A 13742-nucleotide genomic window follows, 5' to 3' on the forward strand; every position below is an offset into this window, starting at 1 on the left:
TCTCCTATGTCGTGGTGCGGTGGTGGTCGGTCGCCGTCGCGGCGGCGTGGGCGCGGGTCGCCACGCGGGCGGCGTCGAATCGGGCGCGGGGCAGCGCGTAGGCGGCGAGGTCCGGTCGCGGTTCGACGCGCAGCGCCGCGCGCCGGGCCGCCCGCAGGATCGCGGTGTCCGTCCAGGCGCCCGTGCCGAGCAGCGCGAGGGTCGCGGCGCCGAGCGCGGCACCGTGCCGCGCGGCGTCCGGGCGGCTGATCGGCCGGCCGACGAGGTCGGCGAGGACCTGGAGCATCAGCCGGCCGCTGGCGCCGCCGCCGGTCGCGGTGATCTCCGGGGCGGCGGGTACGGCGGCGAGCATCGGGCGCGCGGCGTCGGCCAGGCTGAAGCCGATGCCTTCGACCAGGGCGCGGGCCAGGTGACCGTGCGTGTGCCCGAGGTCCAGCCCCAGATACGCGCCGCGCACGCCCACGCCGCCCTCGGCGACGGTGCCGCCGGCGAGGGTCGGCACGCAGGTCAGCCCGTCCGCGCCGACCGGCACGGTGGCGGCCTCGTCGAGCAGGGCGTCGAGGTCGTCGCCTCGGCCGAGCACGGCGGCCAGCCAGCTCAGGCTGCTGCCGCCGCCGAAGGTCGACAGGGCCGAGATGTACAGGTCCGGCAGGACGTGGTCGAACACGAACGGCCGGCCGACCGGGTCGAGCACCGGGTCGGCCGCTGCCACCGTGACCCAGTTGGAGGATCCCAGCGACACGTACGCCTCACCGGCGTGGTCGAGGCCCGCCCCGAGCGCCATGCACGAGTTGTCGACCCCGCCGGCCACCACGGGTATCCCGACCGGTAGGCCGGTGGCCGCCGCGGCAGCCGCGGTGAGCCGGCCGACGACCTCGGTGGACGGCACGATGGGCGGCCACCAGTCGGCCGGCAGTCCGAGGGCGGCCAGCACGTCGGGCAGCATCCGGCGGGTACCGAGGTCGTAGGCGCCGCTGCCCGAGGCGTAGCTCGGGTCGGTGCGCTGGACACCGGTGAGCCGGGCGTTGACCCAGTCCTTGCTGCCGAGGATCCGCGTCGTGCGGGCGGCGACGTCCGGGTGCGTGGAGCGCAGCCACGCGGCCTTGAACACGGTGTACATGCCGCGCGGGAAGCCGTTGCCGGTGCGCGCGTACCAGTCGGTCTCGTCGACGTCGGCGAAGTACGCCGCCGCCGCGTCCTCACCGCGGGTGTCGGACCAGATCGGCACCGAGTCCAGCAGGGGCGTGCCGTCCGCGTCGACCGGCACCATCGCCAGACTGTGGCCGGACAGCCCCACCGCGACGACGCGGTGCCGGCCGGTGTCGGCGGCCAGCAGCTCCCGCGACGAGCCGACGACCGCCGCCCACCAGTCCGTCGGGCGCTGTTCGTGCCGTCCCGGTGCCGGATAGGCCGTGGGGTAGGGGGCGAACGCGGTGCCGACGACCTGTGCGGCCAGGTCGACGAGGGCCGCCTTGCAGCCGCCGGTGCCCAGGTCGAAGGCGAGCGCGACGTCGCTCATGTCTCCTCCCGCCGGTCCGCGCCACCCTGGTACGGCAACCCGGTACGCATCTGCGCCAGTCGGGTCTTCATCTCGCGGACGTCGCCGAGCGCCGACTCTCCCCGGCGCAGCAGGGTCATGGTGGCGATGGTGTCGATGACGACGAGTTGGGCCAGCCGCGAGATGGTCGGCGTGTAGACGTCGGTGTTGTCGAGGGACTCGACGATCAGCGCGATGTCGCTCAGCTCGGTCAGCGGCGACGGGCCACCGGTGATGCCGACGACGGTCGCCCCCCGGTCCCGGGCGACGCGTACGGTGTCCAGGATGGAGGCGGTGCGACCGGTGTTCGAGATGGCCACCAGGACCGTCGACGGTGTGCTGGTGGACGCGGCGAGGAACTGCTGGTGCGTGTCGATCGGCGCCGAGCACGGCACCCCGAGCAGCGGGAACTTCTGCTCCGCGTCCATGGCCACGATGCCCGAGGCGCCGAGCCCGATGAAGACGACCCGGCTGGCGGCGGTGATCGCTCCCACCGCCCGGTCGAGGGCCTGGGGGTCCAGGTGGCGTCGTACGTGGTCGAGCGAGGTGATCGAGAAGTCGAAGATCTTGCTGACCAGGGTGGCCGTGCCGTCCTCGGCCTCGATCACCGACTGCGTCGCAGGGATGCCGAGCGCGACGCTCTGCGCGAGCTGGATGCGGAAGTCGTGGAACCCGTCGCAGCCGATCGCGTTGGCGAACCGGACGATGGTCGGCTGGCTGACCCCGACCGTCTCGGCGAGTTCGGCCAGCGTCATCCGGACGACCCCGTGGGGATCGGCGAGGACGACGTCGGCGACCTTGCGCTCGGAACGACGCAGTGTCTCCAGGCTCTTGTTGATGCGCTCCAGCACGGTCCCGGCGTTCATCGGGCAGCCCCCAGGTCGAGGGTGTCGCCATGGTGGGGTACGCGCACCGTGACGCCGCGGCGCGCGGCGGCGTCGAGGTCGAAGGTGGCCGGATCGACGGTGTTGAAGTCAAACATTCCCCAATGATGTGGCACCAGGGTGGGGATGCCGGCAGCCGCGCAGAGCTCGACGGCCTCGGCGAAGTCGAAGTTGCCGGGTACGCCGTGGGCGAGCCGGTGCGCGTCGCGTCCGTTGACCGGTAGCAGCGCCACGTCGATCCCCAGCTCGCCGAGCCGTTCGACCTGCCCGTCCCACGGCACGCAGTCGCCGGAGTGGTAGATCCGGGTGCCGGCGGCCTCGACGACGTAGCCCAGGAAGTGGTCGTCGCCGTGGCTGTCCAGGAGGCGTTCCTCGTGGGCGGCGGGCAGCGCCGTGACCGTGAATGGTCCGTAGTCGACCCGGTCTCCGTCGGCGAGGGGGTCCAGCCGGGACCGGGGGGCGCGGGAGCGGCGCAGCGCCTCGCCGAGGACCGCGCGGGGGCAGGCCAGCCGGAGTTCCGGCTGGGCGGCCATCAGCGGTACGAGGGTGTCCGGGTCCATGTGGTCGGTGTGCGCGTGCGAGCAGAGCACCGCGCGCAGCGGCGGCAGGCCGGTCGCGCTCACCGGCGGCGGGAGCATCCGGAGGTGCGGGAACGTCGTGCCGGCGTACTTGCGGGCCAGGGAGTCCGACAGGTACGGGTCGACGAGCAGGTGCGCGTCGCCGTCGGGGCCTGCGGTGGTGAGCCAGAAGCCGGCCTGTCCGAGCCACCGTGCGCGTACCGTCATCGCACCTCCTGGGCCGCGTCGTACAGCCGCTCGAAGTCCGGGCCGCTGGTGGGGATCCCGAGGTCGAACACGGCGTCGATCGCCCGGGTCCAGCCGTGGACGAAGTACCGCCAGCCGTCGGCGACGGTGAGCGCGTCGGCCTCGGCCCGAGCCCGCGCCTGGCGCAGGAAGCCGAGTTCCCCGCGGTAGTTGAACTCCCAGGCGTACCCGCCGTGCGGGAAGGTGGCGTCGTCGCTGAGTGGGGAGCCGGGCCGGTCCTTGCCCATGCCGGTGGCGTTGACCACGAGCGCGCCCGGGGCCAGGCCCGCCAGCAGTTCGTCGTGCACCTCGCCGCGGTCGAGGCGATGGGTCCGCCAGGTGATCGCCGGGTCGCCGGTGGCGATGTCGGCGGTGAGGGCGGCGAGTCGCTGGTCGGTGACGTCGGTGACGACGACCCGCCCGGGTGCGTCGTCGCCGGCCCGGTGGGCGAAGTGGTCGCAGAGGGCGAGGGCGGCTCCGCCGGCCCCCATGACCAGCACGTCCCGGCCCGCCATGTCCGCGACGATGGACCGCAGGGCCATCTGGCTCGTGACGGTGTCCAGGGCCAGGCCGTCGATCCAGCCGTCCCGGGCGACCAGCGCGCTGGTCTCGCGCAGCCGCGCGGCGTCGTCGTTGACCTGTCGCAGCAGGTCGTGGCTGGACGCGTAGAGGTCGAGCTTGTGGGTGGTCACCAGGGCGCCGCGGGAGAGTTCGTCGTCGCGCAGGTGCTCGACGACCCGTCGGTAGACCGCGGGCTCCGCGCCGACCGGCACGTCGATGCCGACGAGGTCGACCCGGTCCAGGTCGAGGAGGGGGCGCCACGCCGCGAAGACGCGGTGGATCGCCGACGACGCGGTGCTGACGCCGATGAAGTACATGGTGGGCCGGGTGGCCGGCCGCAGGTCGTCGGGGGTCACGTCGTCACCTCCCCGGCCTGCGCGACCAGCCGCACGGCGTACGCGGTGTTGATGCCGAACCGGGTCGCCCCGGCGTCGAGCAGGGTGTGGAGCTGGGCCAACGAGCGGATGCCGCCGGACGCCTTGATCTCCCGGCCCGCCCCGGCGATCTCACGGATCACCCGGACGTGCTCGGGCGTGGTCGGCCGGGACTGCCAGCCGGTGCCGGTCTTCAGCGACGTGGCCCCGGCGTCGACCGCGGCCCGTGCCGCGTCGCGCAGCTGGCTCTCGTCGAGCAGGCCGACCTCAAGGATGACCTTGACGGGTACCCGTCCGCCGACGGCCTCCAGCACGGCGGCGACGTCGCGGGTGGCCGCGGCCAGTTCGCCGGAGCGGACCAGCCCGACGTTCATCACGACGTCCATCTCCTGCACTCCCGCGTCGAGGAGCCAGCGCGCCTCGGTCACCTTGACCGGGGTGGCCGTGCCGCCGGACGGGAAGCCGACCGGGGAGCCCGCGTTGGTGTTCGACCCGTCGAGCAGCGGGCGCAGCACGGGCAACCAGGAGGGCAGCACGTGAGCGGCGACGAAGTCTCCGGCCAGGGCGTGGCCGGCGAGCTCCTCGACGTCCACCCGGCCGTGCTGGGCCTGCACGGCGCTGATGTCGACCATGCGGGCCAACGCGTGGCCGGTGATCTCAACGGGCGGCATAGGAGCGGTTCTCCTCTAGGCGCCATCCGTCTGCGTCGGCGACGGCCCGGTGCCGCATGCCGCCGGAGCGGGCGATGATGCCGTAGTCCTGGCCGGCGTCGGCCGGGTAGCAGAAGAGCGTGACCAGGTCGGTGTCGCCCAGGTTGACGCTGCGGTGGATGTGCGCCGGCGGCACGTACGCGACGACGCCGGGGCGCAGCTCGGTCACGACGGTGTGACCGTCGAGGGTCTCCATCAGCATCAGCCCGTGGCCGGCCAGGCAGTGGTAGATCTCGGTGCGGTCCTGTTGGGCGTGGATGTGGCCGCGGGTCATGTGGAACTCCGCGCCGACCCGGCCGGGCGACAGGGTGGAGATCCCGGTGATCAGGTCGCCCGCCTCGGTCGACGGGCGGAACTCGTCGACGTGGTAGATGACCCGGTCGGCCTCGGTCGCCAGGCGCGCGGTGAACGCCGCCTCGTCGGCAAAGAGCCCGCCGAGGTCGGCCAGCCTCTTCTCGTAGCGACCGGTGCGTCCGGTCATCCCCCTCGGGGTGATGACCAGGCCCGGTCCCTGTTGCGGTGCGGTCACCGTGCTCCTCCTGCTCCAGGCGGCGGACCCGTACGGCGCGCCCCTCAGCTCACTTTGTAGCAAAGTTACATCAGGATGTCACCCACCAGCACGGCCCCGAGGTGCTGTTTGTAGTGAAACCGTCCTGATTTCACTCAGTTGGCGGAATGGTTGGGGGTGCCATAACTGAACTTCACGGATAAATCGGACTTAGAGCGGTAGCGCAGCTACCAACTTGCGGAACCCTCGGCTAACGTTCAGGAAACACAGCGTTGACATCCGGACGGTCAAATGTAGTGTTGCTCCGTAAGTGTGGGCCTGCGCACACGGCACGCGTGCAGACCACAGCGAACGCCGAAGGGATGCGTCCCCGGGCCACCCGGGCGGCGCCCCTCTGGCGGGCCCCTGACTCCTCGAAGAACACACGGGGAACGTCCCACCCCCACCAACCCTGGAGGAAAGATGTCCAACCGGACACGCGGCAAGACACTCGCCCGGGGCGTCGCCGCACTGCTGGCCGTCACCCTGGCCACCACGGCCTGCGGTGCCGACGACTCAGGCGGCGGCGAGCCGGCCGACCCGATCGCCGGACGTCCCACGCCGACCGACCAGGCGCCGGACTCCGAGGTCAAGATCGCCATGATCGGCTTCGCCAACAACCCGTACTGGGTCTCCGTGAAGGCCGGCGCCGACTACGCCGACCGGGTGCTGGGCTCCAACAAGGGCAAGGTGGACTGGATCGTCGCGGGCGAGAACATCGACGTGCAGACGGTCTCCAGCGCCATCCGCGCCGCTGACGCCCAGGGCTACAAGGGCGTCGGTTTCTTCATCGCCGGCGAGGGCAACTGCGCCGACATCAAGAGCCTGTCCGCCAAGGGCATCAAGATGGGCGTCTACAACACGCTCTTCGACTGCGTCGGAAGCTCCGGCGGCACCATCAACTACGCCCAGGAGCAGTACAAGGCCGGTCAGACCGCGGCCCAGGAGATGATCAAGGCCGCCGGCGACAAGTCCGGCAAGGTCGGCATCATCGTCAGCCAGTTCACCGCCCCCGGCTCGGAGCAGCGCCGACAGGGCTTCGTCGACGGGCTCAAGGGCTCGAAGCTGACCCCGGTCAGCCAGGGCGTCGAGGCCAAGGACTCCGCGTCCAACACCTTCGCGGCCGCGCAGAACTACCTGCAGTCCACCGCCGACCTCGTCGGCATCTACGCCACCGCCGGCGGCCCGTTCGGCGCGGCCCAGGCCGTCGCCGCCGCCAAGAAGCAGGACACCGTCAAGGTCATCGGTTTCGACATCACCACCGAGAACATCGCGGCCCTCAAGGACGGCTCGATGCACGGCGTGATCGGCCAGGACGCGTTCGGTCAGGGCTACAACGTCGCGGTCGAACTGTTCAACGCCGCCGTGACCGGCCAGCAGCCCGCCGAGGTGAAGCAGGAGGCCACCGCCCCCTTCGTCACGAAGGACAACCTGGCAGAGCACGACCCCTCGGTGAAGCCGCTCGGCGCCCCGGGCGCCTCCTGATCGGAGAAGCCACCACCTCATGGAACCGACTAACCATGTGGACGACGTCAGGCCGGCGGCCCTCGCGGCCGCCGGTCTGACAAAGTCGTTCGGCGCGGTCAGGGCGCTGCGCGACGTGTCGCTGGAGTTCCCGGCCGGTCAGGTCACCGGACTGCTCGGGGAGAACGGCGCCGGCAAGTCCACCCTCATCCGCCTGTGCTCCGGTCAGATGCAGCCCGACGCCGGCCGGCTCACCCTCAACGGCGAGTACGTCTCCTTCGCGAGCCCGCTGGAGGCGATCGCCGCCGGAGTGGTGGTCGTGAACCAGGAGCCGCTGCTCATCGGCGAACTGACCATCGCCGACAACCTGTTCCTCTACGACCTCGGTGAGCGCTCCGGGTTCGGTCTGGCCCGGCGCGGGGCGAACGTCCAGCGGGCCCGCGAGCTGCTCGCCCGGCTGGAGATGGCCGACTACCTGCCCGACCCGTCGACGCTGTGCCGCAACCTGTCGGCGGCGTCCCGGCAGATGGTCGACATCGTCCGGGCGCTCTCCCGCCAGCCCAAGGTCCTCTTCCTCGACGAGCCCAACTCCAGCCTGACGCACGAGGAGTCCGAGCGGCTCTTCGCGGTGATGGCCCGGCTGCGCGACGAGGGCGTGGCGGTCGTCCTCGTCAGCCACCGGCTGGCCGAGGTCTACTCGATCGTCGACAACGTGATCGTGCTGCGCGACGGCGCGTTCATCGCCGCCGGCCCGCCCGGCGACCTCCACCAGCAGCGCGCCGTCGCGCTGATGGCCGGCGAACGCAAGCGGGCGGTCGTGGCGGAGGTCATGGCCGACCGGAGCGGGGCGATCGAACAGGCCGAGGTGGCACTCGAACTGCGCGGCCTGACCGGCGACGGCTTCACCGACGTCAGCTTCGCGGTGCGCCGCGGTGAGATCGTCGGGATGTCCGGGCTGGTCGGAGCGGGCCGTTCCGAGATCGCCGAGGCCGTGATCGGGCTGCGCCGCCTGACCGGCGGTGGCATCAGCGTCGCCGGCCGGCCCGTGCGGATCGGCGGGCCCGGCGCGGCCCAGCGGCTCGGCCTCGCCTACGTCGCGGAGGAACGCCGCACCGAGGTCTTCCACGCCCAGAGCGTCGGCTACAACCTCACCGTCCGGGTGCTGTCGACCCTGGGCCGGCTCGGCTGGGTGTCCCCCCGCCGGACCAGCGCGAAGGCGCGCGAACTGACCAGGCGCTTCGGCGTCAAGGCCGCCTCCAGCGAGGCGCCCATCACCTCGCTGTCCGGCGGCAACCAGCAGAAGGTGCTGCTCGCGCGGGCCCTCGCGGCCCGGCCGAAGGTGCTGATCCTCGACGAGCCGACGCGTGGCGTCGACGTCGGCACCAAGGCCGAGATCTACGCGACGCTGCGCGCACTGGCCCACGACGAGGGCCTGGCGGTGTGGTTCATCTCGTCCGAACTCGAGGAGGTCGTCGAGCTGGCCGACCGCGTGGTCGTCGTCCGTGGTGGACGCGTGACTCTCGATGCCCCGAACAACGCCGGACCCCAGCCCATCGTCGCCGCGGCCATGGGCGCGACCGAAGGATCAACATGAGTGCCACTCTCGCCCCCCAGAGGCAGGAGCGCTCCTGGAAGGAGGGCGTCCTGTCACTCGTCAAGCGCCAGGAGACCGGGCTGCTTGGCGTGATCATCGTGCTGGCCCTGATCGTCAGCGTGGCGAACGAGAACTTCCTCCGTAAGGACAACCTGTACAACGTCCTGCAGACGGTGGTCGTGGTCGGCATCATCGCCGTCGGGCAGACGTTCGTCCTGATCTCCAAGGAGATCGACCTCTCGGTCGGCTCGGTGCTGGCCCTCTCGGCGGTGACCGCCGGCTCGGTCTACGGCAGCGGGGCCAACCCGTGGGTGGCCGCGGCCGTGGGCATCGGCGTCGGCGCGCTGTGCGGTTTCGCCGTCGGCTCCGTGGTCGTGCTCGGCCGGGTCAGCTCGTTCATCGTGACCCTCGGCATGCTCTCCATCGCGCGTGGGCTGACCCAGCTCATCACCGGCGGCCTGCCGCAGGCGATGCCGAGCGAGCTGTCCTTCATCGGTCAGGGCCGGGTCTTCGGCGGCATCCCGGTGAGCGTCATCATCTTCCTGGTGCTGGTCCTGCTCGGTCAGCTCCTGCTCACCCGCACCGTCTTCGGCCTGCGAGTCACCGCCATCGGTGACAACGACGCCGCCGCCCGCACCGGCGGCATCCCGGTGGCGTGGACCCGGGTGCTCACCTTCGTCCTGATCGGCACGCTCGCCGGCATCGCCGGGATCGTCTTCTCCACCCAGGTCGGCGTGGCCGAGGCCCAGGCCGGCATGGGCTACGAACTGGACGTCATCGCGGCGGCCGTCATCGGCGGCGCCAGCCTCTCCGGCGGCCGAGGATCGATCATCGGCGCCTTCCTGGGCGCCTGCCTGCTGGGCGTCCTGCGCAACGCGTTCATCCTGCTGGCCCTGTCGCCGTTCCTCCAGCAGCTCAGCATCGGTCTGGTGATCGTCCTGGCGGCGGTGTTCGACCAGTGGCGTCAGGGCAACCTGGGGCACCTGCACCCGCGCAACCTCCGCCAGCAGCTCGTCCGCCGCAGGGCCTGACCTGCGCCTCCCCGAAAGGACCCGCACCATGAAACCTCAATCCTTCCGCCTCCACGACCAGCGGGTCGTCCGGGCGTTCGTCGAGGCCCGTCGGGGCCACACCCCGACGGAGCCTCGGCTGAAGTTCGGCTGGAGCAACTGGGGATTCGGCACCGAGGAGCTGGCGGCGACGGCGGCCCGGCTGGAGAAGAACGACGTGCGGTACATCGAGCTGCACGGCAACCTCTACTCCCCCGACCTCGGGTACCGGCCCGACGAGACGCTGCGGGTGCTCGGCGAGCACGGCATCACCGTCTCCGGGGTCTGCGGCATGGTGACTCCCGACCAGGAGTTCGCCCACAACCTGCCGCACGTGCGGGCCCGCGCCATCGAGTACTTCCGCCGCCAGGCGACGTTCGCCCAGGCGGTCGGCGGCTCGTACCTGCTCTTCGGCGCAGGCTCGGTCGGCCGGCCCACGGTGCTGGACTCCTACGAGTTGGAGCGTTCCGCCCGGACCATGCGCCTCGTCGCCGACGACTTCGCCGCCGCCGGCATCCGGGGCGCGGTCGAACCCATCCGGCCCGAGGAGACCAGCGTGGTGCACACCTTCGCGCAGGCGCTGCGGCTGCTCGACCTGGTGGACCACCCGGCGATCGCGCACGTCAACGGCGATCTGTACCACATGCTCAGCGGCGAGCTGCACATCGGCGCCACGATCCTCGACCACGGCGACCGCATGATCAACCTGCACCTGGCCGACACCAACCGGCGGGCCCTCGGCCACGGCCTGCTCGACCTCGACGTGGTGCTCATGGCGCTGTACGCCATCGGCTTCCAGCGGGGCGACAACTACTGCTCGGCGGAGCCCCTCGGCGCCGGCGGCAACCCCTACGCCGCGATGAACCTGCCGCCGCAGCCCGAGCGGCTCGACGAGCTGGTGCGCGACACCGTGCGGACGTTCCGCGAGCGCGAGGACGAGGTGCTGGGCGCGAGCGACGAGGAGCTCTACGCCCTCTACCAGATCGACTCCGAGTAGTCCGATGTCGGCGTTCACGCTGCACGTCGTGTGTCCCAACCCGGCCCTCGACCGGCTCCAGGTGGTGGAACGGTTCCGGCCGTTCGAGGTCAACCGGGTGGTCGAGGTACGCGCTATGGCCGGCGGGAAGGGCCTGATCGTCTGTCGGGGCGCCCGTCGCCTCGGCGCAGGCGTCGTGGCGTACGGCTTCGTCGGCGGCGCCGTCGGCCAGGCGATCCGTGCCGGCTGCGGCGACCTCGGCGTGCTCGACCGGCACGTCGGGATCGCCGGGGAGACCAGGGTGACGCCGGTCGTCATCGACCGGAGCACCGGTCGCTCGACGGTGCTCAACGAGCGCGGCCCGCAGGTCACCGCCGGTGAACAGGAAGAACTGCTCGCCGGACTCGACGCGGCGGTGCGCCCGGGGGACGTCGTGGTCTCCACGGGCAGTCTGCCGCCGGGCTGCGCCACCGACCTGCACGCCCGGGTCGCCCGGCTGGCGCTCGCCCGGGGGGCGACAGCGCTCGTCGACGCGCACGGCGAGCCCCTCGCCCGGGTCGTCGACGACGCCCGGGGCGCCCGGCCCGAGGGCCGGCTCGTGGTGAAACCCAACGCGGAGGAACTGGCCGGCGTGCTGGGCCGGCCGCTGCCGGACCGGGCCGCCACCACGGCCGCCGTACGCGAGCTGCACGCGCAGACCGGCGCCACCTTCGTGGTGACCCTCGGCACCGACGGGGCGGTCTGGACCGACGGCGCCGAGGACCTGGCGGTGGACACGCCGACGGTCGAGACGGTCAACGCGACCGGCTCCGGTGACTCGTTCCTGGCCGGCCTCGCGGTCGCCCTCGGCCGGGGCGAGAGCCCGGCGGCGGCCCTCACCCTGGCCTCGGCGATGGGGGCCGCGAACGCCGCCTCGCTCGCACCCGACGTCGACCCGGCGCTGGTCGCGCGGCTGCGGGAGAGTGTGACGGTGACCAGGGGGACGGACGGACGGGCGGCCCACGGATGAGCCAGTTCATCGGCGTCGACATCGGCACCACGCGGACGAAGGTCGGTTGCTACGACACCGACGCGGGGCGGCTCGTCGCGCTCCGGCACGCGCCCACCGTCGTCGACCCCGACCCGTGGGGCGGCCGGCGGGACGCCACGCGACTCGCGGCGGCGGTCGGCGACCTGCTGGCGGAGCTGCTGGCCGACCCGGCGGTACGGCCCGACCACCTCGCCGGGATCAGCGTCGGGTCGGTCGGGGAGGAGGTCGTCCTGCTCTCCGCCGACGGCACCGTCACCGCGCCGGTGCTCGCCTGGTTCGCCGGGCACGGCCAGCAGGCCAAGGTGGCCCTGGGCGGCGACAGCGGCTGGGCCGGCACGGACGAGACCTTCTCGGTGTTCAAGCTGCGCTGGCTGGCGGAGCACCTGCCCGACGAGCTGGCGGCAGCGCGCACCTTCACCTCGCTCGCCGACTTCGTCGCCCGGGACCTGCTCGCCGACCGGACGGCCCCGGTGTTCCTCAACGTCTCGCACGCCTCGCGTACCGGGCTGCTCGACATCCGCGCGGGCCTGCTGCGTACGGACGTGCTGCCGGACCTCGGTGTGGCCACGCCGACGCTGCCCGACCTGGTCGACAGCGCCACCGTGGTGGGCCGTACGTCGGGCGACGGCGTGCTGCCGGCGGGTGTCCCCGTGGTCGCCGGCGGCCACGACCACATGTGCGGCGCCTTCGGCACCGGCGTCCGCACCGCCGGCGACGTCTACGTGTCGGTCGGCACCTCGGAGGCGCAGGTGCTGCTGGTCGACGAACTGCCCGACATGGTCGGACCGGGCCTCGACACGGGGATCTTCGTGGCGGGCGGCCTGCGTTTCGTGCACCGCGCCACCCCGTCCGGCCGGTACTACCAGGCCTGGCACGACATGCTCTACCCCGGCGTCCCCGACGCGACGATGTGGGAGGAACTGGCCCGCGTCGTCGACCAGGTCGACCCGGCGGTGGTCGAGGCCGACGCGCGCCGCGCCCGACTGGCCGCCATGCCGGTGGACGTCACCCGCGCTCACGTGATGGCCAGCCTGTTGAAGGGACTCGCGGTGGAGGCCGAGGCGACGACCGCGCGGCTGGGCCGTCTCGGCGCCGTCGAGATCACCGACGTCACCGTCGGAGGGGTGGCCGCCGGCTGGCAGACGTGGCGCCGGTTGCGCCAGGAGGCCACCCGCCGTCGACTGAGATTCGTGGACGAGCCCGAGGCGACCGTTCTCGGCGTCGCCGTTCTCGCCCAGTTCGGTGTCACCGGCCGGGCCGACGTCCCGGTGCACCTGACCACCGCCGAACCCCCCGGAGGAAACCATGAACACGCCTGAGTTGCTGCGAACGCACCGCCTGGTTCCGGTCGTCGTCCTCGACGACGCCGCGTCGGCCGAACCGCTGGCCGACGCGCTGGCGACCGGGGGCCTGCCGATCGCCGAGGTCACCTTCCGCACCCCGGCGGCGGCCGAGGCGATCGCCAGGATGGCCGCCCATGGCGGCGTCACGGTCGGCGCCGGCACGGTCACCACCCCCGACCAGGTGGACGCGGCGGTGCGGGCCGGTGCGCAGTTCGTCGTGTCGCCCGGGTTCAGCGCGGCCGTCGTCCGCCGGTGCCAGGAGCACGGGATCTTCGTGCTGCCGGGCGCGAGCACCGCGACGGAGGTCATGACGGCCCTCGAAGCGGGGGTCACGGTGCTCAAGTTCTTCCCCGCCGGCAGCTCCGGCGGGGCCGCGGCGGTGTCCGCCCTGTCCGCGCCGTTCCGTCAGGTCTCCTTCGTGCCGACCGGCGGCATCGACGCCGACTCGGCCGCCGACTACCTCGCGCTGCCGTCGGTCCTCGCCGTGGGCGGTAGCTGGATGGTGCCCCGTGCGGCGATCGCAGCCGGCGAGTTCGACCGCGTCGCGGACCTGGTGGCCGCCAGCGTGGCGGCCGTCGCGCGCTGAACCCGTCCCGTTTCAGCAACAAAGCCCAAACCGCCCTGGCCGGCTCACCGATCGGACGAGACTGGAGGTGCAGAGGCACGAGAATCGGCTGGTGAAGGGCCGGGAGGGAGCACACCGTGACATCGGGATCGATGAGCCGACGGATCAAGGATCTGCTCAACAGCCCCAGAGGGCGTGATTTGATGCGGCGTGGCCGCCAGCAGGCGGCCAAACCCGGCACTCAGCAGAAGCTCCAACAGTTGGTGGCCCGCCTGACCGGTTGGTCGGGCCGACGCCGCTGAGCC

At 72.3% G+C, this 13742-nt stretch carries 13 protein-coding genes; 7 read left to right on the forward strand and 6 right to left on the reverse strand.

The window, feature by feature from the left end:
• Positions 1 to 4: 4 nt before the first annotated feature.
• The 6 genes from ACFYZF_RS20175 to ACFYZF_RS20200 are packed head-to-tail and all read right to left on the reverse strand — an operon-like array spanning position 5 to position 5398.
• The gene (locus tag ACFYZF_RS20175; RefSeq protein WP_387022900.1) at positions 5 to 1519 is read right to left on the reverse strand and encodes an FGGY-family carbohydrate kinase; all 1515 of its coding nucleotides are present in this window, start codon (positions 1517 to 1519) and stop codon (positions 5 to 7) included.
• The gene (locus ACFYZF_RS20180) at positions 1516 to 2403 is read right to left on the reverse strand and encodes a MurR/RpiR family transcriptional regulator (RefSeq protein ID WP_387022902.1); all 888 of its coding nucleotides are present in this window, start codon (positions 2401 to 2403) and stop codon (positions 1516 to 1518) included. Before ACFYZF_RS20180 ends, ACFYZF_RS20175 begins: the two co-directional genes overlap by 4 nt.
• The gene (locus ACFYZF_RS20185) at positions 2400 to 3206 is read right to left on the reverse strand and encodes an MBL fold metallo-hydrolase (RefSeq protein WP_387022904.1); all 807 of its coding nucleotides are present in this window, start codon (positions 3204 to 3206) and stop codon (positions 2400 to 2402) included. Before ACFYZF_RS20185 ends, ACFYZF_RS20180 begins: the two co-directional genes overlap by 4 nt.
• Positions 3203 to 4141, reverse strand: coding sequence for a hypothetical protein (locus ACFYZF_RS20190; RefSeq protein WP_387022906.1), 939 nt, complete (start codon positions 4139 to 4141; stop codon positions 3203 to 3205). Before ACFYZF_RS20190 ends, ACFYZF_RS20185 begins: the two co-directional genes overlap by 4 nt.
• On the reverse strand, positions 4138 to 4830 hold the full coding sequence (gene deoC / locus ACFYZF_RS20195) for a deoxyribose-phosphate aldolase (RefSeq protein ID WP_387022908.1): 693 nt from the start codon (positions 4828 to 4830) through the stop codon (positions 4138 to 4140). Before deoC ends, ACFYZF_RS20190 begins: the two co-directional genes overlap by 4 nt.
• On the reverse strand, positions 4817 to 5398 hold the full coding sequence (locus tag ACFYZF_RS20200) for a glucose-6-phosphate isomerase family protein (RefSeq protein ID WP_387022911.1): 582 nt from the start codon (positions 5396 to 5398) through the stop codon (positions 4817 to 4819). The genes deoC and ACFYZF_RS20200 overlap by 14 nt, the downstream gene beginning before the upstream one ends.
• A gap of 441 nt (positions 5399 to 5839) precedes the next feature.
• Between ACFYZF_RS20200 and ACFYZF_RS20205 the strand changes: the two genes are divergently transcribed.
• Genes ACFYZF_RS20205 through eda form a run of 7 tightly spaced genes read left to right on the forward strand, consistent with a single transcriptional unit; the run spans position 5840 to position 13458 of the window.
• Positions 5840 to 6901 (forward strand): sugar ABC transporter substrate-binding protein, encoded by a 1062-nt coding sequence (locus ACFYZF_RS20205; protein ID WP_387022913.1) that lies wholly within the window; start codon positions 5840 to 5842, stop codon positions 6899 to 6901.
• A 19-nt stretch (positions 6902 to 6920) separates the two neighbouring features.
• The gene (locus ACFYZF_RS20210) at positions 6921 to 8474 is read left to right on the forward strand and encodes a sugar ABC transporter ATP-binding protein (protein ID WP_387022915.1); all 1554 of its coding nucleotides are present in this window, start codon (positions 6921 to 6923) and stop codon (positions 8472 to 8474) included.
• On the forward strand, positions 8471 to 9505 hold the full coding sequence (locus ACFYZF_RS20215; RefSeq protein ID WP_387022917.1) for an ABC transporter permease: 1035 nt from the start codon (positions 8471 to 8473) through the stop codon (positions 9503 to 9505). Before ACFYZF_RS20210 ends, ACFYZF_RS20215 begins: the two co-directional genes overlap by 4 nt.
• Positions 9506 to 9533: 28 nt before the next feature.
• Positions 9534 to 10520 (forward strand): sugar phosphate isomerase/epimerase family protein, encoded by a 987-nt coding sequence (locus ACFYZF_RS20220; protein WP_387022919.1) that lies wholly within the window; start codon positions 9534 to 9536, stop codon positions 10518 to 10520.
• Between the two features lie 4 nt (positions 10521 to 10524).
• Positions 10525 to 11508, forward strand: coding sequence for a 1-phosphofructokinase family hexose kinase (locus ACFYZF_RS20225; RefSeq protein WP_387022921.1), 984 nt, complete (start codon positions 10525 to 10527; stop codon positions 11506 to 11508).
• Positions 11505 to 12848 (forward strand): L-fuculokinase, encoded by a 1344-nt coding sequence (locus ACFYZF_RS20230; RefSeq protein ID WP_387022923.1) that lies wholly within the window; start codon positions 11505 to 11507, stop codon positions 12846 to 12848. Before ACFYZF_RS20225 ends, ACFYZF_RS20230 begins: the two co-directional genes overlap by 4 nt.
• The gene (gene eda / locus ACFYZF_RS20235) at positions 12835 to 13458 is read left to right on the forward strand and encodes a bifunctional 4-hydroxy-2-oxoglutarate aldolase/2-dehydro-3-deoxy-phosphogluconate aldolase (RefSeq protein WP_387022924.1); all 624 of its coding nucleotides are present in this window, start codon (positions 12835 to 12837) and stop codon (positions 13456 to 13458) included. The genes ACFYZF_RS20230 and eda overlap by 14 nt, the downstream gene beginning before the upstream one ends.
• Positions 13459 to 13742: the final 284 nt, after the last annotated feature.

Origin of the sequence: Micromonospora sp. NPDC001898, from assembly GCF_042891255.1 — a bacterium.
In the GTDB taxonomy this organism is placed as follows: Bacteria; Actinomycetota; Actinomycetes; order Mycobacteriales; family Micromonosporaceae; genus Micromonospora.